A 22,479-nucleotide genomic window follows, 5' to 3' on the forward strand; every position below is an offset into this window, starting at 1 on the left:
AAATAGCCCCAAAGCGCAAAGCCTCAGGACCATCCCAAACCCCATAATGGGGGTGCAGGGGGACAAGTCCCCCTGCAAAAATCAATCGCGAAGCGAATAGATCAACCCTGCTGATCCGCGCGGGCGGCGCCTTCGCCATCGAGGTTGGCTTCGACAAACGCCCAGTTCACATGGTCGAGCAGCGCGTCGAGGTAGCTGGGGCGCAGGTTACGATAATCGACGTAATAGGCGTGTTCCCAAACGTCGAGCGTGAAGAGCGGCTTCACGCCTTCATAGGCGACGGGGGTGTCGGCGTCGTGATAGCTCGTCACCTTGAGCTTGCCGTCTTCCAACACCAGCCAGCCCCAGCCGCTGGCGAAATGGCCAGCGCTTTCAGCCTTGATCGCGGCCTTAAACGCGTCGAGGCCGCCCAGATCGGCGTCGATCTTGGCCAGCAGTTCGGCCGAAGGAGCGGTCTTTTCCGGCGACAGGCCCAGCCAATAGAACGTGTGGTTCCAGATCTGGGCCGAAGCGTTGAACAGCTTCTTGTTGCCCGCAGCCTTGGCGGCCGCGATCACTTCGAGCAGGCTCTTGCCTTCCAGATCGGTGCCCTTGATCTGGTCGTTGGCCTGCGTGACATAGGCATTGTGATGCTTGCCATGGTGATAATCAAAGGTTTCGGCCGAGAGGACCGTGCCAAAGGCGTCCTTGGCATAGGGCAGTTCGGGAAGAGTGAAGGCCATGACTTTCTCCTGTGTTATCGCGAATCCCCGGCCCCGGGGTTGTGGCGTCATATGGGTATCAAAGCGCGGATCGACCACCGTGCAGAGCGAAAAAATCTGTAGGGCGGGAAAGTTTTACCCTTCCCGCCCCTCTATTTAGATCTCGACCTGGCTGCCCAGTTCGACCACGCGGTTGACGGGCAGGCGGAAGAATTCCATCGCGGATGCCGCATTGCGCATCATCCATGCAAACAGCTTTTCGCGCCAGATCGCCATGCCCGGCTTGGACGAGGCGATCAAAGTCTGGCGCGAGAGGAAGAAGCTGGTCTTCATCATGTCGATCGGCACGCCGTCCAGCGTCACACCCTTGAGCGCGGCGGGCACATCGGTATCCTCAAGAAAGCCGAACTTGATCGCCATCTTGTAGAAGCCCTGACCGAAGTTTTTAAGTTCGATCCGCTCGCCGTCCTCCAGCACCGGCACGTCCTGAATGGCGATGGTCAGCACCACCACGCGTTCATGCAGCACCTTGTTATGCTTGATATTATGCAGCAGCGCCGAAGGCACCCCGCCCCGCGTCGATGACATGAAGATCGCCGTGCCCGCCACGCGCTGCGCGCTGGAATGGGCGCTCTTGGCGAAGACCTCAAACGGGATCGTGCCCTCGGCCATACTGGCCCGCATCAGCGCGCGCCCCTTGGACCATGTGGTGAGCAGGGTGAAAATCGCCAGGCCCATCACCAGCGGCACCCAGCCGCCATCGGGGATCTTCGTCAGATTGGCCGAGAGATAACCGAAATCGAGCAGCGTAAAGACCACCAGCAAGGGGATCGCCAGCCACTTGGCCCATTTCCACACCACAAACAGCATCACCGCCAGCAGGAAATTGTCGATCATCATCGCGCCCGTCACCGCGATGCCATAGGCCGCCGTCAGGTTCGAGCTTTCCTTGAACACAAACACCAGCAGGATCACCGCGATCATCAGCGCCCAGTTGATGACCGGAATATAGATCTGCCCGGCGTTCACGCTGGTGTATTTGATCGACATGCGCGGGATAAAGCCCAGCTGGATCGCCTGCTGCGTCACCGAAAAAGCGCCGGTGATGACCGCCTGCGACGCAATGATCGCGGCCAGACTGGCCAGACCCAGCAAGGGCCACTGAAACCATTCGGGCGCGAGGAAATAGAACGGGCTGGCCAGAGCGGGCGCGCCCACACGCACCAGCAGCGATGCCTGCCCCAGATAATTGAGCACCAGCGAAGGCAGCACGATGGCCAGCCACGACAGGCGAATCGGCGGACGCCCAAAGTGGCCCATATCGGCATAAAGCGCCTCGGCGCCCGTCACGGCCAGCACCGCCGAACCCATCGCCAGAAATCCGCGCATCGGATCGGCCACAAACATGGCGGCGGCAAAATGGGGCGAAAGCGCGGCGATCACGCCGGGATGCTCCAGAATGCTCATCACGCCCAAGACCGCGATCACCGCGAAATAGACCAGCATGACCGGGCCAAAAAAGGCCGCAACCTTGGCCGTGCCGCGGCTCTGGATCAGAAACAGGCCGATCAGGATCACCACCACCATCGGCACGACCGCGCCATGCATCCCCGGTTCGTAAACGGCCAGCCCCTCAATCGCACCCATCACCGACACGGCGGGCGTAATCATCGAATCGCCATAGAACAGCGAAGTGGCAAACACGCCCAGCAGCACGATACCCGCCGACCAGCGCTTGCCCGAAATATGCTGATTGACCAAAGCCAGCAGGGCCAGCGACCCGCCCTCGCCTCGGTTATCCGCGCGCATGATAATTGAGACATATTTCAACGTCACAATCACCATCATCGACCAGAACATCAGGCTGATGATGCCGTAAACATGCAATTGGTCGAGCGGCAGGCGGTGATGCCCGGCAAAAGTGTCGCGCATCGCGTAAAGCGGGCTGGTGCCGATGTCGCCAAACACCACGCCCATCGCCCCCAGCGCCAGCTTGGGCAGGCCGCCATGTGATCCGTGATGGGTGGTAGAGTGTTCGACCTTATCGGTCTCGCCCGGCTGCGCCACTGGCTGCATCATGCCTATGCCCCTGAGTCGCCGCGAAAAGCGGCAAGGCCCGGCGATTAGCAGCGCGGCAATGCCCCGGCAACAGCCGTTTGCATCCCGCCGCGCTGCCCAACCGCTTATTGCGGCGCTGCCATTGGGGCGGCCATGGGGGGCGCCATCGGCGCGCCTTGCGGGGCGGCGGCCTCAGCCTGCGCGCGCTGGCGCAGCATCGCCATCAATTCGTCCAAGCGCTTCAAACGCATGGCAATATCATCGCGCCACGGTGCATCGGCGGGCGCCTTGGCCACCAGATCGGCCCAGAGGCTGCGCGTTTCGTCAAAACGCCCCGCCCGCGCCATCGCCAGTCCAAGAAAGAAGGACGGCCCCGGCGCCTTGGGATCGGCATTCTGCGCCTGACGGAAGGCATAGAGCGCGGCGGGCGAAATATTGCCCTCGGCATGGCTGACCAGCGCATTGGCAATCGCCAGCCACGCATCGCCATTCTTGGGATCGGCCTCGACCGCCCCGCGCAAAACCGTAGCCGCCTCGGCATATTGGCCATGCATCGCCAGCGCATCGCCCGGTACGATCCAGCGATTCTTGGTCGGGTCCTGCCCCGACAGCTTCTGCCGCTCCTCGACCAAAGCCTTGCCATTGCCCGCCGCCGGATTGCTCGGCGCCTTCATGGCCGAGGGCATCGCGGGCTGGCCTTGCAACGCATAGCCGGCAAGACCGACCATCAGCGCTGCGGCCACCGCCTCCCAGCCCTCACGCCGCCGCCGCATCAGCCACAGCAAAACCGCCAGCACCAGCACCACCAGCGCGATCAAAACCACCCAGGTCATGCCTCAGTCTCCGTTCCGCTGGTAAACCTTTTGCGCAGCAAAAACGCCGCCAGCGCCAGCAGCAGCAGAGGCGCGGCAAACAGCGGCCATGTCGCGGCGCTGACGCGCGGCTCATAGCTGACATAATCGCCATAACGTTGGATCAGCCAGGCGCGGATCGCCTCCGGGTCCTCGCCCGCGGCGATGCGCTCGCGCACCTGCGAGCGCATGTCGCCCGCAATCGAGGCGTCAGAATCGGCAATCGACTGGCTCTGACAGACCAGACAGCGCAGCGTTTCCATCAGCGCCTTGGCCTTGGCCTCCTGCGCGGGGTCGGGCAACTGACGATAGGCCCAAGGCGCAGGCGGCATCGAATCATCGGCCCAGACAGGCCCTGCCAACATCAACACCAAAGCGGCAAAAAGCGTGCGAATCATCACTGCGCCTCCTTCAACAGGCGCAGGATGTCAGGGATCTGCTCAGGCCGAATGTCGCCGATATGCTGGTAACGGATCACGCCCTTGCCATCGATGACGAAGGTTTCGGGCACGCCGCTCGAACCGATCGCCAATTGCACCGCCGAGACGTCATCCGCGCCGATCCGCGCATAGGGATTGCCGTACTGGCCCAAAAATGCCGCCAGATCGGCCTTATGATCGCGGATGGCGATGGCGTTGATCGTCACGCCCTGACGGCGCAATTCATCCAGCACCGGCGCCTCAGCGCGACAGGGAATGCACCAGCTGGCAAAGATATTCAGCAATTGCGGCTTGCCGGTCTGAAAATCACCCGTGGCCAGACCAGGCCGCTCATCGGCCGCCGCGCGCAGGGTAAAGGCGGGCAAAGGCTTACCCACCATCTGGCTGGCAATATCGGTGTTCTTGGGCTTGACCAGCCCGACCACCACCAGCACCACAAAACCGGCAAACAGCGCCAAAGGCAGCCACAGCGCCCAGCGCGGGGCCTTGGCGGGATTGTCCTTGCTCATGCCGCATCTCCCTTGGCCAAAGCCGCCACTTCATCGCGCCGATGACCGCCCTTGGCCCGCGCCAGACGGCGCTTCAAATCCTGCGCCACGCGGCTGAGCAAAGCCAGACCACCACCCAGCGCCACCAACAGGCCCCCGATCCAGATCAGCGGCACATAGGGCTTCCACCAGAGGCGCAATTGCCAACGGCTCTCGCCCTTGTCCGACACCGTCTCATCTCCCAGCACCGTATAAAGCTGACCATTCCAGCGACCTTTCAGCGCCGAAACCGCATTGGTCTGGAGCGGGGCCCAGAAAGTGCGCGATTGCGGGCGCAAGGTGACCTCGGCCCCGCCGTCATAGCGCGCCTTCAGTACGCCTTCCATCGCGGTCCAGTTCTGCCCGGCAATCGGGGCCACCTCGGCCAGCTTAATGCTCCACGGGCCGACCTGCTGGACCTCGCCCACCTTGGCGGCGACCAGCTTTTCAACCGTAAACGCACTGTCGGACGCCATGCCGAACAGCGCCACGCCGATCCCGGCATGGGCAATCACCATGCCCCACAGGCTGAGGGGCGCACGCAGCACCGAACGGCCACGCAGCGGCAGCACACTGGCCACCACCAGCGCAGGCCCCAGCGCCAGCCCCAGCAGCGGCAACACATGGCGCACGCCCACCGCAAAGGCCCAACCCCCCGCGATCAGGGCCACCACCAGCGGCAGCGCCAGCACGCCCGAAACGCGCGAAAACTTGTCCCGTCGCCAGCGCAGCATCGGCCCGAACAGCAGCACGACAAACATCGGCACCGCAAACATCGCCGAAACCGGCGTGAAATAGGGCGGGCCGACCGAAACCTTGGTCCCCATCGCCTCGGTAAACAGCGGATAGAGCGTGCCGATCAGCGTGATGCCAAGAATCGAGGAAAGCATGACATTGTTGAACACCAGCGCGCCCTCGCGGCTAGTGATGGCAAAGCGTTCGCCCTCGGTCACGGTAGCGGCGCGCAGGGCGAAGAGCAACAAGGCCCCGCCGATATAGATCGCCAGCAAGGCCAGAATGAACCCGCCCCGGCGCGGATCGACCGCAAAGGCATGAACCGAGGTCAGAATGCCCGAACGCACAAGGAAGGTACCCACCATCGACATGGAGAAGGCCACCACGCCCAGCATCACCGTCCACGCCCGCAACGCATTGCGCGCGGCCAGAACACTGCAACTATGCAGCAGAGCCGTCGCCGCCAGCCAAGGCATCAGCGAGGCGTTCTCAACCGGGTCCCAGAACCACCAGCCGCCCCAGCCCAGCACGTAATAGGCCCAATAGCTGCCCGCCGTGATACCCACGGTCAGAAAGATCCACGCGCCCAGCACCCAGGGCCGCATCGCGCGGGCGAAATCGGGCCCGACCTGCCGCGTGATCAACGCGCCGATGGCAAAGGAGAAGGCGATCGAAAGCCCGACATAGCCCAGATAAAGCGTGGGCGGATGGAACGCGAGGCCGGGGTCTTGCAGCAGCGGGTTAAGCCCATTGCCATCCTCCGGCACCGGATAGAGCCGCGCAAAGGGATTGGAGGCGAACAGCAGGAAGGCATAGAAGCCAAGGCTGACAAAAGCCTGCCCCGCCAGCGTCGCCATCATCGTGGGTTCGGGCAACCGGCGCTCAACGGCGGCGACAAACGCCCCGCCCAGCCCCATCACCGTCACCCAGAGCAGCATCGAGCCCTCGTGATTGCCCCAAGTGCCCGCGATCTTGTACATCAGCGGTTTTGCCGAATGGCTGTTTTCCGCCACCAGCTTGACCGACAGATCGGTCTGCACGAACAGCCAGATCAGGATGCCCATCGCCGCCGCGGCCAAAACACCCTGCACGATCGCCACCGGGCGCACGATGCCCGCCATGCCGCCGCCATTGGCGCTCAGCGACAATCCGCCCGCCAGCAATTGCAGACCGGCCAGTGCCGCCGCCAGCCACAACAGGCCCAAACCGATTTCAGGAAGCACGGGGGGAAATCCTCATTTGGTGTTTTCGATGGCCTTGCGAGCCTGCTGCATATCTTTCATCTCGCGCGGCACGTACTTCTCATCGTGCTTGGCCAGCAGATTGTCGGCCACGAAAGTCCCGTCGCGGCCCAGCTTGCCCTCGGCCACAACGCCGCTGCCCTCGACGAACAGCGCGGGGCGGATGCCGGCGAAGCGCACCGGAATGCGCGCCTTGCCATCCGAAACGATGAAGTTGACGGTCACGCCATCGGCCGCATTCTTCATGCTGCCGCGTTCGACCATGCCGCCAAGGCGCACGGCGCGATCCGATTCCGGCGGATTGGCGGCCATATCGGCGGGCACATAGAAATAGCTGGCCTGGCTGCGCAGCGCCCACGTTGCCAGCAAACCCGCCCCGATCAGCGCGACCAGCGCGATGCCCAGCAAAACCAGACGTTGATGTTTGGCCCGAACCGCCATTTAACCCTCTCGAACTTTATCGCGGCGCGCCTCGGCCCGGCGCATCGCCAGCCAGCTATAGGCCGCAAGACCCAATGTTGTCGCGCCCCCTAATGCATAGGCGGCGATCACGAATTGCCATTGGTCAAATGTCTCGGTCATTACCAAGCCTCCCCGGCGCCCGGAGCCTGCGCCCGCATCGCTTTACGACGAAGCCGCGCCTCAGCCTGTTCATCGGCCAGAATGGTGCGCATCCGCGCCATCACGATCCCGCCAAAGATCAGCGAGAAACCGACCGTGGCGATCAGCAACGGCACGAGGAAATCGGCCGCCATGGCTGATTTGCCCATGGTGATGCTGGGCGGCTGGTGCAGGCTGTTCCACCAGGTGACCGAATAATGGATCACCGGGATGTTAACGGCCCCCACAAGGCCGAAAATGGCGGTGATGCGGCTCTGCCCCTGCCCCGCCTGCTGGCTGCCTCGCGCGGCGGCGTCGAGCGCCATATAGCCGAAATAGAGGAACAGCAGCACCAGCATCGAGGTCAGCCGCCCATCCCACACCCACCATGTGCCCCAAGCCGGACGTCCCCAGATCGAGCCTGTGATCAGACACAGCGCGGTAAACACCGCGCCCGGCAGCGCCACGGCCCGCGCCGCAATCCCGGCCAGCGGGTGGCGCCAGACGATTTCTGTAAAGCTGGCGATCGCTATCGCGCTCCACCCGCCCATGCCCAGCCAGGCGGTGGGCACATGCAGGTAAACGATTCGCACCGTATCGCCCTGAAGCGTATCGGCGGGGGCAAAGAACACGCCCCACACCAGCGCCCATGTGGCCAGCGCCAGCCCCAGCAACAGACAGAGCGGCGTGGCCCAGCGGGCAATACGCAGGAAACGGGCGGGATTGGCAAAACCGTGCATGACCGATCAATAACCGCAAAAGCGCCGACCCTTTCGGCGCGCGCCATTGCTTTGGCAGGCCGCATCGCGCGCGGCAAGGGGGCCATGGGACCAGCACCATGGTTTTTACGCGTATAGGAAGGCCGATAAAAAGCAGAAAGGGCAATAAAAAAGCGGCCCGTTGAGGCCGCTGCTGCTTTAGAAAAATGGGGCGATTAAAGGGGTTCGAACCCTCGACCTCCGGTACCACAAACCGGCGCTCTAACCAACTGAGCTATAATCGCCACTCTATTTTTGCGGGGTTTTTCAACCGCGCCGTCCCTGCCGGGAGCGGCCCTTTGCACCAGCTTGGCGGAGATGGAAAGAGTTATTTTCACTTTTCGTGAAAAATTTTTCCCACACCCGCCATTTTCGCTCATGCCATATGACAGAGCAGGCGCGCGACAGGCCGGTGCAGGCCCGCCGCGCCCCGTAAAACGCTTACTTCTTGGTAAGCGAAAGCCCGCCAAAGCGCTTGTTGAACTGCGCCACGCGGCCGCCCTGATCCAGCAGACGGGCGTTACCGCCGGTCCATGCCGGGTGCGAGGTCGGGTCGATGTCCAGAGCCAGCGTGTCGCCTTCCTTGCCGTAGGTCGAACGGGTCTGGAAAACGGTACCGTCGGTCATCTGCACGTTGATGAAGTGGTAGTCGGGATGGATGTTAGCCTTGGCCATGGCATTCACTTTCGCAAAAACGGCCGGTTCCGACCGGCCTGAATGAGAAGCGGCGCGCATAGACGCGCGCCGCTTGCTTGTCCAGTTGAATCAATCCTTGGGCGGATCGGCGATCATCGCGGTAAAGTTAACCTCGCAGGTCACCTTGCCGTCAATTTCCGCCTTGCCCCAGAATTTGCACACGCGCGCGCGCTTCTGGATAAAGCCCACCTTGAGATCGAGCAGTACGCCCGGCTCGACAGGAGCACGGAACTTGGCGTCCTCGATGCTCATGAAATAGACCAGCTTGTTGCTGCCGGCCAGTTCCAGAGTCTCGATGGCCAGAATGGCCGCCGCCTGCGCCAGCGCCTCGATCTGAAGCACGCCGGGCATGATCGGGCGGCCGGGGAAATGGCCCTGAAAGAACGCCTCGTTGAACGAGACGGCCTTCACCGCGTGGATGTCCTCGCCAATGTTCAGCGCGGCAACCCGATCCACCAGAAGCAAGGGGTAACGATGAGGCAGCGCCGCCAGAACCTTGCGAATGTCATATGTCAGCGGCGCCGCGGCTGCGGCAGTATCGTCGCTCATCCTATCCCCCTCACTCTTTCCTTAGCGGCTCTCGTTGGCCGGAGCCTGCTGCTGCTGAGCGGCGGCTTCGCGAGCTTCGCGCGGCTGCCAGCCAGCGGGCGGCACGATCTGAACCGACGGCAGCGAGGTGTTCAGCTCGGTCAGGATCTGCTGGTTGAGGTTGTAAGCGTTGGTCGCGGCCAGAATCGCTTCGGGGTTGAGCAGCAGCGTAACGCCGGCCTTGCTCATCGCGCTCTGCACGGCAGCGGCACGCTTTTCCATGATCTGCTCAAGCACATAGGCGTCCGACAGGCGAACCGGTTCGACAATCTTTTCGATCTCGGCCTTGCCCTGCTCCTGAATCTGCTGAACCTGCTGCTGAGCAGCGGCAGCAAGAGCGTTCACATTAGCGCCGGGCGCCGCGCGATCCTTCTGGAACTTGTCCACGATCGGCTTGATCTGGGCGTTGAGTGCGGCTTCCTTCGACTTGGCGGCGTCAAGCTGCGCCTTGTAGGTCACTTCGCGATCAGCCTGCGCCTTCTTGAAGGCCAGCGAATTGGCGACGACAGCGTCGAGGTTGGCCACAGCCACGCCGTTGACGCCGGCGCTTGCCGACGCTGCCGGAGCAGCCGCCGCAGCGGGCTTGGCAGCCGGAGCAGCCATGGCAGCCTGCGAAATACCAGCCAGCGCGGCCAGAGCGATAATCTTGGCAAAAGTTTTCATCAGAACTGCGTTCCCACGTTGAATTGGAAGGTCTTGGTGTCGTCGCCCTCTTCGTGCAGCAGCGACTTGGCAATGTCGATGCGGAACGGGCCGAAGGGCGAATTCCAGTTAAAGCCAACGCCGATCGCGATACGCGGACGCGGGCTGTCGCCGTAATAGAATTCCTTGAACGGACTGATATTGCTGCCAATTGCGGTGTTGGCGGCGCCCGTCGCGGTGTTGGTCTTGTTGGTCGTGGTGACCACGCTGCCATCGGTGTTGGTCTGATAATACAGCGCATTACCGGTGGTATCGCGGGTCGGCACAAAGATCGAGCAGCCCACATAGCCGCAGATCGCCGTCGAATCCTGAAGCGTGGGCTTGGTGATGCCCCAAACCGCGCCCGCATCAAGGAAGATCGAGGGACGGATGCCCATTTCCTTGGCGCCCGAACCCAGCGGAATTTCGACCTCGGCGTGGAACAGATAGTAATACTTGCCGCCGACCGCGTCCTGAGTCCAGGAATTCTTGTCCGTGGTCAGGACATAGGCCCCGGTGCTGTCGGTCGTATAAGGCTTGCGCACCACGCGCGGACCGATGCCGCGAATGTCGAAGCCGCGCATCTGCGGTTCGCCAAGATAGAAGCGGTCGGTCAGATAGACGTCATCCACCCCGGCCACATTACGGCTGCTGAGCGCCTTGATCGCGCCCGCTTCGCCCTTCATCGAGAAGATGAAGCCCTTGCCCAGCGGATAGAATTGCGAGGCATTGGCGCGCAGGCGCGCATAGCGCACATCACCGCCAAGCCCGGCGAAATCCACGCCCAGCGAGCCCGAACGGCCGCGCGTCGGGCGCACGCGATTGTCCAGATTGTCATAGATCAGCGAAGCGCCGACAATCGAGGAAAGGCGCTTGCCTTCCGCATCGCAAAGATAGCGGCCCGCGAGCAGCGGGTTACAAGCATTAACGCCGGAAGAATTCACCGTGTAAAACTGCGACTTGGACAGCGACACATTGTCATAGTTCAACGTGTAACGACCAACCAGCGACATATATTCGGTCACCGGGAAACCAAGGCGAGCCTGAAAACCGATGGTCGAGTTGCTGTAGGTGGTCGAGGTGTTGCTGCTGTAATAATTGTAGTTATTATAGTCGCGGCGGTAGATATCGACACCCATCGAGACATTCTTGTCCATCAGATAGGGTTCGGTAAAGGACAGCACGAGGCTCTTGGAATAGCGCGAGACCGAGCCCGACAGGCCGATCGTCTGACCGCGCCCGCGGAAGTTGTTCTGGCGGATCGATGCCTGGAAAATGAAGCTTTCAAGGCTGGAGTAACCGGCCGAGAGCTGCAATTCGCCGGTCGGCTTTTCTTCGACGTTGGCTTCCAGAATGATGCGGTCGCGCGCCGATCCGTTGACCTGCTTGACCTCGAACTTTTCCTGGAAATAGCCAAGGCTCTTGATACGGTTGGTCGAACGCTTCACCTGCACCGAGTTGAACGCATCGCCCTCGGCCAGACGGAATTCGCGGCGCACCACCTTGTCCTGCGTCAGCGTGTTGCCGTTCACGTCGATCCGCTCGACATAAACGCGCGGCGCTTCCTGAAGGTTGAAGGTAACGCCCATTTCCAGATTCTTGGCGTCGCGCTGATAATCGGGGCGCGCGTCGGCAAAGGCATAGCCGAACACGCCGACCGTCTCGTTCATCTTGTCGATCGTGTCTTCGACCAGCTTGGCGTTGTACCACTGGCCCTTCTTCATCGGCAATTGCTTGGCCAACTGCGCACCGTCAAAGTCGCGAAGCTGGCTTTCGACCTTCACATCGCCAAACTTATAGCGCTGCCCTTCTTCCACCACATAGGTGATGATGAAGTCGCGCTTGTTGGGCGTCAGTTCGGCCACGGCCGAGACCACGCGGAAATCGGCATAGCCCTGCGTCAGATAGAACTGGCGCAGTTTCTGCTGGTCATAGGCCAGCTTGTCCGGGTCATAGGAGGTGTTCGAGCGGAAGATATGCAAAGGCCGTGCGGTCTTGGTGATCATCGCAGCTTCAATTTCCTTGATGCTGAAATGGTCATTGCCGATCACGTTGATCTGGCGAACCTTCGACTTGGGGCCTTCGTTGATTTCAAAGACGATATCGACGCGGTTCTGGTCCAGCCGCACCATCTTGGGCTCCACCGTCGCGGCGAAGCGGCCCTGACGCTTGTAAAGCTCGATAATGCGCGACACGTCCGCGCGAACCTTGGACCGGGTAAAGATCTGGCGCGGGGCCAGCTTGATTTCCGGATTGATCTTGTCTTCCTTGAGGTGCTTGTTGCCCTCAAGCACGATGCGGTTGATGACCGGGTTTTCCTTAACCGTAATCACCACGCGCCCGGCATCGTTGCGCACCGAAACGTCGGCGAACAATTCGGTGGCGTACAGATCCTTGAGCGCCTGGTCGGCGGCGGCCTCGCTATAGGGCTGGCCCGCGCGCATCTGGATATAGGACAGGACCGTATCGGGTTCGAGACGCTGCGCGCCCTCAACCGTAAGCGACAGGATCGGCTCGGCCGCAACCGTCGCCACCGGCTGGGCGGCAATCGCGGGGGTTGCCGCAGGAGTGGCAGCAGGCTTGGCCGCCGGAGCAGCAGCAGTGGCCGCAGCGGCGGACTTTTGCGCCGGACGCTCGGCCGCGCTTGCCATCTGGGGCGCGCCCGCCAAGATCGTCGTGCCCAGCAAGGCCATGCCGATCTGGCCCAGGCGAGTCATCTTATCCGTATTTGCCTGCCCGAAAGCCATATTCCGATCCATCTTCGACACGGTACTTCCCATCCATTAGCAACCGTCGGTCACCCGACCGGTTAATGCGCCCCCGACAATCGGCCACCATCCGGCGGCCAGCTGCACGGTCCCCGTGTTTGCCCGTTTCATGGACCGGACGAACCGGCCGAAACAGCATCCCTTTTGCGCGTCATGCGCCCTCTGCCCGATGCGGGCCCAGCTTTCAAGGCATCTTGCGCCGTCCGGCCAAAAGCGGGCCGGTCAAAACCGCCCCGTTAAAGGCCGAACAAATCCGCCGGCACCAGATCGTTGATCGTGACGAACACCATCAACGCCAGCACGAAGGCAATCCCGGTGCGAAACGCCCATTCCTGGCTCTTCGCATCCAAAGGTTTGCGCCGCACCGCCTCGGCCAGATAAAATGCCAGATGTCCACCATCCAGCGCCGGGATTGGCAGCAGATTGATGAATGCCAAATTAATTGAAATGAAAGCAGCAAAGGACACAAACGGCAACCAGCCCATTTGCAGGGTCTGGCCCGAATATTGCGCCATTTTGATCGGGCCGCTCATCTCGCGCACGCTGCGCTGGCCTGTCACGATCTGCTTCAAACCCGTGGCAATCAGGCCCATCAGATGGAGCGACTGATCGCCCGCCGTCACAAAGGAATCGACCACACCCATCCGGATATGGATCACCTCTGTATCGCCCAGCGGCCGCCCGACGCCAAGACGCCCGATCCGCGCGCTGTTGCCCAACCCGTCTTTCATCATTTCGGAGGCCAGCGTGACCGGGATCGTCAGGCGATGGCCCGAACGCTCGATCTGCAATTGCACGGTTTCGCCCGGAAAAGGTTTCACCGCATCGGGGATCTGCTCAAACCCGGAAATCGCCTTACCGTCGATGGCCACGATCCGGTCGCCCAACTGCACACCAGCAGCCTGCGCGGCGGAATTTTCGCCAAAGCGCCCCACCACGGCGGGCACGGTCAGGCGCCCATAGGCCATATTGAAAGCGGCAAAAATCAACACCGCCACGATCAGATTGGTCGCCGGGCCCGCCAGCACGATCAGGAAGCGCTGCCACAGGGGTTTGAAATGGAACCAGCCCTCGCGTTCCTTGATGTCGAGCGGGATCTTGTCCACCCCCGCCGAGGCAGGGTTCATGTCGCCTGCGAACTGAACATAGCCGCCCAAAGGCAGCATCGAGAGCCGCCAGCGCGTGCCTTGTCGATCCGTCCAGCCCGCGATTTCCCGGCCAAAACCAATGGAAAAGGCCACCACCCTCACCCCGCACCAGCGGCCAACCAGATAGTGGCCCAGCTCATGCACCAGCACCAGCGGCCCCAGCAGCAGGGCAAAGGCAAGGATCGTCATCAAAATCGTCGGCTGCGCCATGGTTCAGGCCATCTCCAGCAAGGCGGCGGCGCGGCGGCGGGCCTGCGCATCCACCTCATGCACCTCTTCAATAGCAGCCGGAGGCGGCGGCGCATAGGCGCTCAGCACATCCTCGACCATCGCGGGAATGCGGGTAAAGCCGATCCGGCCGTTGAGGAAAGCATCGACCGCCACTTCATTGGCCGCGTTCAGCACCGCCGGAATGCCGCCTCCGGCATGGGCCGCCTGCCGCGCCAGCCTTGTTGCGGGAAAACGCTTTTCATCGGGCGCGCGGAAGGTCAATTCGCCAATCGCGGCCAGATCGAGCTGGCTCGACAGCGGCGTCTCCATCCGCTCCGGCCATGCCAGGCACGAGGCAATCGGCACGCGCATGTCGGACGGCCCCAATTGCGCCAGCGTTGAACCGTCGTGATATTCCACCATCGAATGGATGATCGATTGGGGATGGACGATGATGCGCAACCGATCCAGCCCCACCGGGAACAGGTGATAGGCCTCGATGAACTCCAGCCCCTTGTTCATCATGCTGGCCGAATCGACGCTGATCTTGGCGCCCATGCTCCAGTTGGGATGCTTGATCGCCTGGGCCGGGGTGGCGCTCTGCAATTGCTCAAGGCTCCAGTCGCGGAACGGGCCGCCGCTGGCCGTCAGCGTGATCCAGCGGACGTGGCGGGTCTTGTTGCCCGACAGGCATTGAAAGATCGCATTATGCTCGGAATCAACCGGCAGCAGCGTAGTGCCATGCTTGGCCACCGCCGCGATCATCAACTCGCCCGCCGAAACCAGCGCTTCCTTATTGGCCAGCGCCACGGTGCGGCCCTGCTCAATCGCGGCCATCGTGGGGGCCAATCCGGCGCAACCGACAATCGAGGCCATCACAATATCAGCCGGACGCCGCGCGGCGTCGACCAGAGCACCCGCCCCCGCCATAGCCTCAATACCGGTCCCGGCCAAAGCCTCGCTCAGCGCGGGCAGCGCGGCATGATCGGCACAAACCGCCACCTCGGCCTCGAACTCCCGCGCCAGCGCCGCCAGCGCCTGCGCATTGCCATTGGCCGTCAACGCGACAACGCGCCACTCCTCGCGATTGCGCCGGATCAGATCCAGCGTGGAGGCGCCGATCGAACCGGTGGCGCCCAAAACGGATATTGATCGCACGGAAATGGATCGCACTTAGAATCTTCCTATTGCGCCGAGCATCCCGGCAACGAACAGCACCGCGAGCAAACCGTCAACCCTGTCGAACAGCCCGCCATGGCCCGGAATGAGATGGCCGGAGTCCTTGACCCCCGCGCGGCGCTTCATCCAGCTTTCGAAAAAGTCGCCGGTTTGGGCGATGATGGCGACCAGCAGGCCGCTCACCGCAACCTCCAGCCAGTTAATGGCGAAAGGCGCAGCGGCAACCGGAATATGCAGCGCCGCCATCGCGCTGACGGCGCGCCAATGCGCATAGGCCTGAAGCCCGGCCAGCGCCAGACCAGCGCCAATGGCCCCGCCTGCAAGCCCGCTCCACGTCTTGCTGGGGCTGATTTTCGGCGCGATCTTTGGCCCGCCAAAGGTGCGCCCGGCAAAATAGGCGCCAATATCGGTCGCGATCACCGCCAGCACCGGCATCAGCACCGACACGGTATCCTCGGCCCGCAGCACGATCAGCATCTCGCCCGCCAGCCCGACATAGGCCACGCCCGCCGCCAGCCAGATGAGCCGCGCCCAATGGCTTGCCGCAATAGCGCGCGAGAGCTTGCTCCACTCCCACAAGACGCCCGTAGCGACCAGCAGCACGAAGACCGTCCATGCAATCCCGCCCAGCCAGAGCGCTCCGCCCGCGACCGCCACCATCACGATGGCCGAAAGCGTGCGCGCCTTAAGATCAGAGTTTTTCTTGGGAGCCGCAGCCCCCTCGCCTTCAGCGGCCGCCAAAGCGACGCTCCCGCTGACCAAAGGCGCCAAGCGCGTGGGCCAGATGGTCGGGCGTGAAATCGGGCCACAGCACATCGGTGAACCACATTTCGGCATAGGCGGCCTGCCACAGCAGGAAGTTCGACAGGCGCACCTCGCCGCTGGTGCGCACCACCAGATCGAGCGGCGGCAGGCAGGCCGTGTCGAGTTCGGCCTCGATGGCCTCCGCCGTGATTTCCCCCTTGATCGCCGCCGCAGCGGCCGCGCGGGCGATCTCCTGCTGGCTGCCGTAATTGAGCGCAATGGCCAGTGTCAGCTCGCAATTGCCCGCAGTGCGCGCCATCGCACCTTCAAGCAGATCGACAATGTCTGCTGACAAAGCCTTGTAATCACCAATAATTTTCAAACGAACGCCGTTGGCAGCAATCTCGTCGATATCGCTGATGATAAAGCGCTTGAGCAGCCCCATCAGGTCCGACACTTCCTGTTCCGGGCGGCGCCAGTTTTCCGACGAAAACGCATAAAGCGTGACCGCCTCCAGCCCCATGCCGCGCACCCCGCGGATCAGGCGGCGCACCGCCTCGACCCCGCGTTGATGCCCCAGCACGCGAGGCAAATGGCGCTTCTTGGCCCAGCGGCCATTCCCATCCATGATGATGGCCACGTGGCGGACACCGTGTTCGGGTCCGCCAGAAGCAGGAAGTACCGCAGCGGTCACTTGCCCAGGATTTCCTTTTCCTTGGCCGCAGCGGCTTCATCGGCGCCCTTGATCGCCTCGTCGGTCAGCTTCTGCACTTCGGTTTCAAAGCGCTTGCGCTCGTCTTCCGAGATCAGCTTCTTGTTCTCGTCAGCCTTGAGCGCTTCCATGCCGTCGCGGCGGACATTGCGGATCGCGATGCGCGCGCCTTCGGCATATTTGCTGGCCAACTTGGCCAGTTCCTTGCGGCGTTCCTCGGTCAGATCGGGGATCGGCAGACGGATCGTATTGCCGTCGGTGATCGGGTTCAGGCCCAGACCCGCCGAACGGATCGCCTTTTCCACCGGCGTCACACTCGAACGGTCCCACACGGTCACGGTCAACATGCGCGATTCGGGCGCGGCCACCGTGGCGCAGGCGTTGAGCGGCATGTGGCTGCCATAGATTTCGACCGTGATCGGATCGAGCAGCGCGGTATTGGCGCGGCCCGTGCGCAGGCCCGACAGATCGCCCTTCAACGATTCCACCGCGCCCTTCATCCGGCGCTCAAGATCAGCCTTGTCATATTTGGGAGCAGCCATTGGTAATCTCCTGAATTACTGCACAATCGTCTGGACGCCTTGCCCCACCAGCACGCGGGCCAGATTGCCACGCTCGCGGATGGAAAAGACGACGATCGGAATCTTGTTGTCACGGCACAGCGCCACCGCGCTGGCATCCATTACCTTGAGGTTGTCGGCCAGAACAGTGTCATAGTCGATGGTGTCATAACGCTTTGCCGCAGGATCATGCTTGGGATCGGCATTGTACACGCCATCTACACTGGTGCCCTTGAGCAGCGCATCGCAACGCATTTCGGCCGCACGCAAGGCCGCGCCCGAATCCGTGGTGAAATAAGGCGCGCCAACCCCGGCAGCAAAGATCACCACACGGCCCTTTTCAAGATGGCGCTCGGCGCGGCGGCGGATGACCGGCTCGCACACCTTGTCCATTTCGATCGCGCTCTGCACACGGGTGGGAACGCCCAGTTGCTCCAGGGCATTCTGCATCGCCAGCGCGTTCATCACCGTGGCCAGCATGCCCATATAATCAGCCTGCGCGCGGTCCATGCCCTTGGCGGCACCCGCCATGCCGCGGAAGATATTGCCCCCGCCGATCACCAGACAGATTTCCAGACCGCTTTCCTTGGCAGCCTTCACCTCGGCGGCCATTTCGGCGACGAATTCGGGATCGATGCCGAAAGGCTGGCTTCCCATCAACACTTCGCCCGAAAGTTTCAGCAAAACGCGCTTATATTGGGGCTGAGCCATGGTTTCGATCTATCCTTATGCTTCGCAAGCGCCCTTATACCGTGGCGTTGCCCGTGCCAAGGGTGCGCAAAAACTAATGCACACAGGGATAGAGAAAACGCGCCGGAGCACCAAACAAAAAGGCCCGCCGTTTCCGGCGAGCCCCTTGTTTTCCATTGCTGGAAAGAAACTTACTTCAGGCCGGCGGCAGCAGCCACTTCGGCGGCGAAGTCGGTTTCTTCCTTTTCGATGCCTTCGCCAAGCTGGAAGCGGACATAGTCCACCAGCTTGATCGTGGCACCGGCTTCCTTGGCCGCGGCGGCAACGACGTCCGAAACCGGGGTCTTGCCGTCCATCACGAAGAGCTGCGACAGAAGAGCATTTTCCTTGGCATACTTGGCCACGGCGCCGTCGATCATCTTGGCCTGAACGGCTTCGGGCTTGCCCGATTCAGCAGCCTTTTCAGCAGCGATCTTGCGCTCGCGCTCGATCAGAGCCGAGTCAAGGTCATCAGCCGACAGGGCCAGCGGGAAAGCGGCGGCAATGTGCATGCCGATCTGCTTGCCCAGCGGCTCCAGAACGTCAGCCGGAGCATTGCCTTCCAGAGCGACCAGCACGCCGATCTTGCCCAGGTTGGGGGCGGCGGCATTGTGCATGTAGGCCACGACCACGCCTTCCGAGACCGAAACGGCCTTGATGCGGCGGATCTGCTGGTTTTCGCCAATGGTGGCCACGTTGCTCGTCAGCTTTTCGCCAACCGTGCCGCCGTCAGGATAGGCAGCAGCCTTGAGCGCTTCGACTTCGACGACATCGCCGTTCAGAGCGACTTCGGTGGTCTTGCGCACGAAATCCTGGAACTGGTCGTTCTTGGCGACGAAGTCGGTTTCCGAGTTCACTTCGACCGCGATGCCCTTGGTGCCGGCAATCGCCAGACCCACCAGACCTTCAGCGGCGGTGCGGCTCGACTTCTTGGCGGCAGCAGCCAGACCCTTGGCGCGCAGGGCGTCAACGGCAGCTTCCATGTCGCCATTGGCTTCCTTGAGCGCCTTCTGGCAATCCATCATGCCAGCGCCAGTGCGTTCGCGCAGGTTCTTCACGTCGGCGGCAGTAAAGGCCATGTCCGATAGTCCTTAGACAAGAGTTTTATACAGTTGCGCCGGGCCACATGGACCCGGCGCGTTCCAGTTTTGTGACGGCGCCCGTTTCAGGCGCCAGTCCAAAGGCTTATCAGCCTTCGATCACTTCTTCGGCAACCGGCTCGGCCATAGCGCCGATGTCCGCGCCCGAAGCGACCACAGCCGCGCGGTTGCCCTTGGTGGCAGCAGCGGCAACAGCGTCGCAGTACAGGCGGATGGCGCGCGAGGCGTCATCGTTGGCGGGGATCGGGAAAGCGATGCCTTCGGGCGAAACGTTCGAGTCGAGGATCGCAACGACCGGGATACCCAGCACGTTGGCTTCCTTGATCGCCAGTTCTTCCTTGTTGGCGTCGATCACGAACATCACGTCGGGGATGCCGCCCATGTCGCGGATGCCGCCCAGCGACAGTTCGAGCTTGTCGCGCTCGCGGGTCAGCTGAAGGATTTCCTTCTTGGTCAGGCCCGAGGTGGCGCTGGCCAGACGTTCTTCCAGCGTCTTGAGGCGCTTGATCGACTGCGAGATCGTCTTCCAGTTGGTGAGCATGCCGCCCAGCCAGCGATGGTTGACGAAGTGCTGACCGGCAGCGCGAGCGGCTTCAGCGATGGGTTCCTGGGCCTGACGCTTGGTGCCGACGAACAGAACCTTGCCACCGGCCTGAACGGTCGCCGAGATAAACTCCAGAGCGCGGCTGAAGAGCGGCACGGTCTGCGACAGGTCAAGGATGTGGATGCCGTTGCGCGCGCCGAAGATATAGGGCTTCATGCGCGGGTTCCAACGGTGCGTCTGGTGGCCGAAGTGGGCACCGGCTTCGATAAGCTGCTGAATCGTAACGACGGGAGCCGCCATAAATAAGTCCTTCCGGTTGTTCCTCTGAGACGCTGGAACCGTGCGGCCAAGGCCATGAAGGCCCGAATTCCCGCTGCGGCACCGGTGAAGATGCATCCCATGTGGGTTGGCCCGAGCCTTGTGAGACCCGCGTGACTGCGAATCCCTGTGCGGTTCGGGTGCCGCGCCCTTAGACTCAGTTTGAGAAATAATCCAGCGCCATTTTGGACGAGGCTGAGCGCAATGTTTGCAAGGAATCCTCGGTTCATCGCAAAAAGCGCTTGACCGGACGGAACAGGTGTGGAACAAATTGCCAACAGAACGGAACTAGGGAACATCCATATAGGAACCGTTCAAACTCTTACTGGTTATCCACATGTTGTACGCAAGGCCGGTCGTCGCCGCAATCGACGCCCCCGCCCGATGGACAAAGGACTATACCGCGATGCTGACTCTTGCGATCAATGGTATGACCGGCCTGATAGCCGCCCTCGTTATCGCTTCGCTGATCCAGAGCGCGCGGACCTTTATGCCCGCATGGCGTCAGCTCAGCGCAGAGGTAAAGCGGCTCGAAGCGGGCAACGTGCTGCATGCCACCCTGCGAGAAGCCAGCCCCGCCGATTGGGAGCGGCTCGCCGCCCCCACCCCGGCGCCCTCAACGCGGAGCGAACGCCCCGCTGCCACGGCGATTATTCCCCAGTCTCGCCGCGCGTTTCGCTCAACCTTGCGCCACGCGGCCGCCTGACCCGCGCATACATCACCAGCCCAATCGGGATCAGGATCAGATAGGCCACGCAAATTCCCACCAGCGTAAACCAGGGTTCGCTGAGCAAGGCGGCAAAAACGATGCCGAAAAGCGCGATCAGTTCCAGACGAACCGAACGGCGCGGGCGCAAGGATTTCCAGCTGAGCGTGGGAATGGCAGAGATCAGCAGGAAAGCGTTGAAGGCAAGCCAGACGCCGACGATGCGTGGATCGCGAAAAATCGGATCGCCCGAAGCATCGCCTCCGCTGGCAATCCACAAATAGATAGGCAGAAACGCCAGCCCTGCCCCCACCGGCGCGGGAACACCAGTCAGGAAACCGGCCTGCTTGCGCGGCTCATCAGGCATGTCGATACGGGCGTTGAAGCGAGCAAGACGCAAAGCCATGCAGATCGCGAAAGCAAGTGCCGCAAACCAGCCAAGACGCGGCACATCCTTGAGCGACCACAGGAACACGATCAGCGCGGGCGCCACGCCAAAGGAAATGGCATCGGCCAGACTGTCGAGTTCGGCGCCAAAACGCGACTGAGCCTTGAGCAGGCGGGCAATACGACCATCGATGCCATCGAGCACCCCGGCCAGAATCACAGCCATCACGGACTTTTCCCACTCGCCCTCAATGGCAAAGCGGATGCCGGTCAACCCGCAGCACAGCGCCGCCGACGTAATCGCATTGGGCGCCAGAGCCCTCAGCGTCAGCCCGCCGGGCATCCGCTTTTGCCGGCGCGTTTCATCGCCTACTGGCCCATCGCTCACTGGCTCACGCCCTCAATCAGGCCAACGTCGCCGATTTCGGCCAGAACAGTTTCCCCCGCCACCGTGCGCTGGCCCAACAGAACCTTGGGCTCAGTGCCTTCGGGCAGATAGACGTCGACGCGGCTGCCGAAACGAATCAGGCCTACGCGCTGACCGGCGCCGATGATGTCGCCGGGTTTGACGAAAGGCACGATGCGGCGCGCGACAAGGCCCGCAATCTGGGTAAAGCCGATCATCGCGCCATTGCCACGGTCGATCAGGATATGCTGACGTTCGTTCTCTTCACTGGCCTTGTCGAGGTCGGCGTTGAGGAACTTGCCCGGGATATAGATGACGCGCGAAACGGTGCCGTTGATGGGCGCGCGGTTGATGTGAACGTCGAACACGCTCATGAAAATCGACACGCGCGTGACCAGCGCATCGGGCAGACCGGGCGTGCCGGTGCCGTCTTCCATCACCAGTTCGCGCGGCGGAGCCACCTTCTGGATCAGCGTGATGAGGCCATCGGCGGGTGCCACAACATAGCGGTCGCCGCGCGGCGTCACGCGCAGGGGATCGCGGAAAAACGCGCAAATCCCATAGGTTAGAATACCAAGCGGCCAAGCCAGCAGGCTCCACCCCATCAGCGCCGCCATCAGGCAGGCAAGGGCGGAAACCGCAGCGAATTTGCGCGCTTCGGGGTGTACGGCGGGCCAGTGCCATCCGGCAGTGCCACGCCCCTGGTTATCAAGAATTTCTCCGGGCATGGCGCTGTCTCTAGGCGCAGGAAGGCGGCGCTGCAAGCATCGCTTCGCTGCTACCCCCAGTTGTCTGCGGCGCGCGCTTTAATCTCGCCCACCTAATCGCCCACCGGTTCCTCAACCACCTCGACGATTTCGAACACATAGCTTTTCCAGCCCCGCATCCGCGCGCCATCGCCCGCTGCCGCCTTCAGCCGCGTGGCATCGCCCAGCGAGCGCGTATGCCCCCAGAACACCTCGGTCTTGCCGTTGGCCAATTCGGCCACGATGCGCCAGTAATGGGTAAAGCGGTCGCTGGTCGGGCCGATCCGCTTGACATAGCCATCCGGCATGGTCGCGGTCAGATATCGCTTCTTCTTTGCCATGCCCG

General features: G+C 62.2%; 25 protein-coding genes and 1 tRNA gene. 1 reads left to right on the forward strand and 25 read right to left on the reverse strand.

Annotated features, from left to right (window positions below; translation table 11 throughout):
- Positions 1-101 precede the first annotated feature (101 nt).
- The 22 genes from FHW96_RS01925 to rpsB form a co-directional block, all read right to left on the reverse strand.
- Positions 102-722 (reverse strand): superoxide dismutase, encoded by a 621-nt coding sequence (locus FHW96_RS01925; protein WP_172338857.1) that lies wholly within the window; start codon positions 720-722, stop codon positions 102-104.
- 135 nt (positions 723-857) lie between these two features.
- Positions 858-2,780: a potassium transporter Kup gene (locus FHW96_RS01930; protein WP_371815607.1), complete on the reverse strand. Its 1,923-nt coding sequence runs from the start codon at positions 2,778-2,780 to the stop codon at positions 858-860.
- A 104-nt stretch (positions 2,781-2,884) separates the two neighbouring features.
- Positions 2,885-3,592, reverse strand: coding sequence for a tetratricopeptide repeat protein (locus FHW96_RS01935; RefSeq protein WP_216650732.1), 708 nt, complete (start codon positions 3,590-3,592; stop codon positions 2,885-2,887).
- Positions 3,589-4,008: a cytochrome c-type biogenesis protein gene (locus tag FHW96_RS01940; protein ID WP_172338858.1), complete on the reverse strand. Its 420-nt coding sequence runs from the start codon at positions 4,006-4,008 to the stop codon at positions 3,589-3,591. Before FHW96_RS01940 ends, FHW96_RS01935 begins: the two co-directional genes overlap by 4 nt.
- Complete coding sequence (locus tag FHW96_RS01945; protein WP_172338859.1) at positions 4,008-4,559, reverse strand: DsbE family thiol:disulfide interchange protein; 552 nt, start codon at positions 4,557-4,559, stop codon at positions 4,008-4,010. Before FHW96_RS01945 ends, FHW96_RS01940 begins: the two co-directional genes overlap by 1 nt.
- Positions 4,556-6,535 carry a cytochrome c-type biogenesis CcmF C-terminal domain-containing protein gene (locus FHW96_RS01950; RefSeq protein WP_172338860.1) on the reverse strand — a complete coding sequence of 660 codons (1,980 nt, stop codon included), beginning with the start codon at positions 6,533-6,535 and terminating at the stop codon, positions 4,556-4,558. Before FHW96_RS01950 ends, FHW96_RS01945 begins: the two co-directional genes overlap by 4 nt.
- 12 nt (positions 6,536-6,547) lie before the next feature.
- Positions 6,548-6,994 (reverse strand): cytochrome c maturation protein CcmE, encoded by a 447-nt coding sequence (gene ccmE / locus FHW96_RS01955; RefSeq protein ID WP_172338861.1) that lies wholly within the window; start codon positions 6,992-6,994, stop codon positions 6,548-6,550.
- Positions 6,995-7,135: a hypothetical protein gene (locus FHW96_RS01960; protein WP_172338862.1), complete on the reverse strand. Its 141-nt coding sequence runs from the start codon at positions 7,133-7,135 to the stop codon at positions 6,995-6,997.
- Positions 7,135-7,893, reverse strand: a complete 759-nt coding sequence (gene ccmC / locus FHW96_RS01965; protein WP_172338863.1) for a heme ABC transporter permease CcmC — start codon at positions 7,891-7,893, stop codon at positions 7,135-7,137. The genes FHW96_RS01960 and ccmC overlap by 1 nt, the downstream gene beginning before the upstream one ends.
- A 186-nt stretch (positions 7,894-8,079) precedes the next feature.
- Positions 8,080-8,156, reverse strand: a tRNA-His gene (locus FHW96_RS01970).
- Between the two features lie 196 nt (positions 8,157-8,352).
- Positions 8,353-8,586 carry a 50S ribosomal protein L31 gene (gene rpmE / locus FHW96_RS01975; protein WP_172338864.1) on the reverse strand — a complete coding sequence of 78 codons (234 nt, stop codon included), beginning with the start codon at positions 8,584-8,586 and terminating at the stop codon, positions 8,353-8,355.
- A 90-nt stretch (positions 8,587-8,676) separates the two neighbouring features.
- Positions 8,677-9,156 carry a 3-hydroxyacyl-ACP dehydratase FabZ gene (gene fabZ / locus FHW96_RS01980; RefSeq protein ID WP_172338865.1) on the reverse strand — a complete coding sequence of 160 codons (480 nt, stop codon included), beginning with the start codon at positions 9,154-9,156 and terminating at the stop codon, positions 8,677-8,679.
- 21 nt (positions 9,157-9,177) lie between these two features.
- Complete coding sequence (locus FHW96_RS01985) at positions 9,178-9,858, reverse strand: OmpH family outer membrane protein (RefSeq protein ID WP_172338866.1); 681 nt, start codon at positions 9,856-9,858, stop codon at positions 9,178-9,180.
- Positions 9,858-12,593, reverse strand: a complete 2,736-nt coding sequence (bamA, locus tag FHW96_RS01990; protein ID WP_172338867.1) for an outer membrane protein assembly factor BamA — start codon at positions 12,591-12,593, stop codon at positions 9,858-9,860. Before bamA ends, FHW96_RS01985 begins: the two co-directional genes overlap by 1 nt.
- A gap of 287 nt (positions 12,594-12,880) precedes the next feature.
- Entirely contained in the window at positions 12,881-14,002 is a 1,122-nt protein-coding gene (gene rseP / locus FHW96_RS01995; protein ID WP_246404333.1) for an RIP metalloprotease RseP, read from the reverse strand.
- Between the two features lie 3 nt (positions 14,003-14,005).
- Positions 14,006-15,160 carry a 1-deoxy-D-xylulose-5-phosphate reductoisomerase gene (locus tag FHW96_RS02000; protein ID WP_172338983.1) on the reverse strand — a complete coding sequence of 385 codons (1,155 nt, stop codon included), beginning with the start codon at positions 15,158-15,160 and terminating at the stop codon, positions 14,006-14,008.
- A 15-nt stretch (positions 15,161-15,175) separates the two neighbouring features.
- Positions 15,176-15,922, reverse strand: a complete 747-nt coding sequence (locus FHW96_RS02005) for a phosphatidate cytidylyltransferase (RefSeq protein ID WP_253950679.1) — start codon at positions 15,920-15,922, stop codon at positions 15,176-15,178.
- Positions 15,909-16,553, reverse strand: a complete 645-nt coding sequence (gene uppS / locus FHW96_RS02010) for a polyprenyl diphosphate synthase (protein WP_172338984.1) — start codon at positions 16,551-16,553, stop codon at positions 15,909-15,911. The genes FHW96_RS02005 and uppS overlap by 14 nt, the downstream gene beginning before the upstream one ends.
- 62 nt (positions 16,554-16,615) lie before the next feature.
- Positions 16,616-17,179 carry a ribosome recycling factor gene (frr, locus tag FHW96_RS02015; RefSeq protein WP_168602628.1) on the reverse strand — a complete coding sequence of 188 codons (564 nt, stop codon included), beginning with the start codon at positions 17,177-17,179 and terminating at the stop codon, positions 16,616-16,618.
- A gap of 15 nt (positions 17,180-17,194) precedes the next feature.
- Complete coding sequence (gene pyrH / locus FHW96_RS02020) at positions 17,195-17,908, reverse strand: UMP kinase (RefSeq protein WP_172338869.1); 714 nt, start codon at positions 17,906-17,908, stop codon at positions 17,195-17,197.
- A gap of 170 nt (positions 17,909-18,078) precedes the next feature.
- Positions 18,079-19,005: a translation elongation factor Ts gene (tsf, locus tag FHW96_RS02025; RefSeq protein WP_172338870.1), complete on the reverse strand. Its 927-nt coding sequence runs from the start codon at positions 19,003-19,005 to the stop codon at positions 18,079-18,081.
- Between the two features lie 109 nt (positions 19,006-19,114).
- Positions 19,115-19,870: a 30S ribosomal protein S2 gene (gene rpsB, locus FHW96_RS02030; RefSeq protein WP_172338871.1), complete on the reverse strand. Its 756-nt coding sequence runs from the start codon at positions 19,868-19,870 to the stop codon at positions 19,115-19,117.
- Between the two features lie 424 nt (positions 19,871-20,294).
- Between rpsB and FHW96_RS02035 the strand changes: the two genes are divergently transcribed.
- Positions 20,295-20,594: a hypothetical protein gene (locus FHW96_RS02035; protein WP_172338872.1), complete on the forward strand. Its 300-nt coding sequence runs from the start codon at positions 20,295-20,297 to the stop codon at positions 20,592-20,594.
- On the opposite strand, the gene FHW96_RS02040 is transcribed toward FHW96_RS02035, so the two are convergent.
- The 3 genes from FHW96_RS02040 to FHW96_RS02050 form a co-directional block, all read right to left on the reverse strand.
- Positions 20,539-21,324: a phosphatidylcholine/phosphatidylserine synthase gene (locus FHW96_RS02040; RefSeq protein ID WP_172338985.1), complete on the reverse strand. Its 786-nt coding sequence runs from the start codon at positions 21,322-21,324 to the stop codon at positions 20,539-20,541. The two genes, FHW96_RS02035 and FHW96_RS02040, sit on opposite strands and share 56 nt — an antisense overlap.
- Before the next feature lie 41 nt (positions 21,325-21,365).
- The gene (locus FHW96_RS02045) at positions 21,366-22,115 is read right to left on the reverse strand and encodes a phosphatidylserine decarboxylase (protein WP_172338873.1); all 750 of its coding nucleotides are present in this window, start codon (positions 22,113-22,115) and stop codon (positions 21,366-21,368) included.
- A 92-nt stretch (positions 22,116-22,207) separates the two neighbouring features.
- Positions 22,208-22,474 (reverse strand): hypothetical protein, encoded by a 267-nt coding sequence (locus FHW96_RS02050; protein ID WP_172338874.1) that lies wholly within the window; start codon positions 22,472-22,474, stop codon positions 22,208-22,210.
- Between the last annotated feature and the right edge of the window lie 5 nt (positions 22,475-22,479).

This window comes from Novosphingobium sp. SG751A (assembly GCF_013149295.1).
GTDB lineage: Bacteria > Pseudomonadota > Alphaproteobacteria > Sphingomonadales > Sphingomonadaceae > Novosphingobium.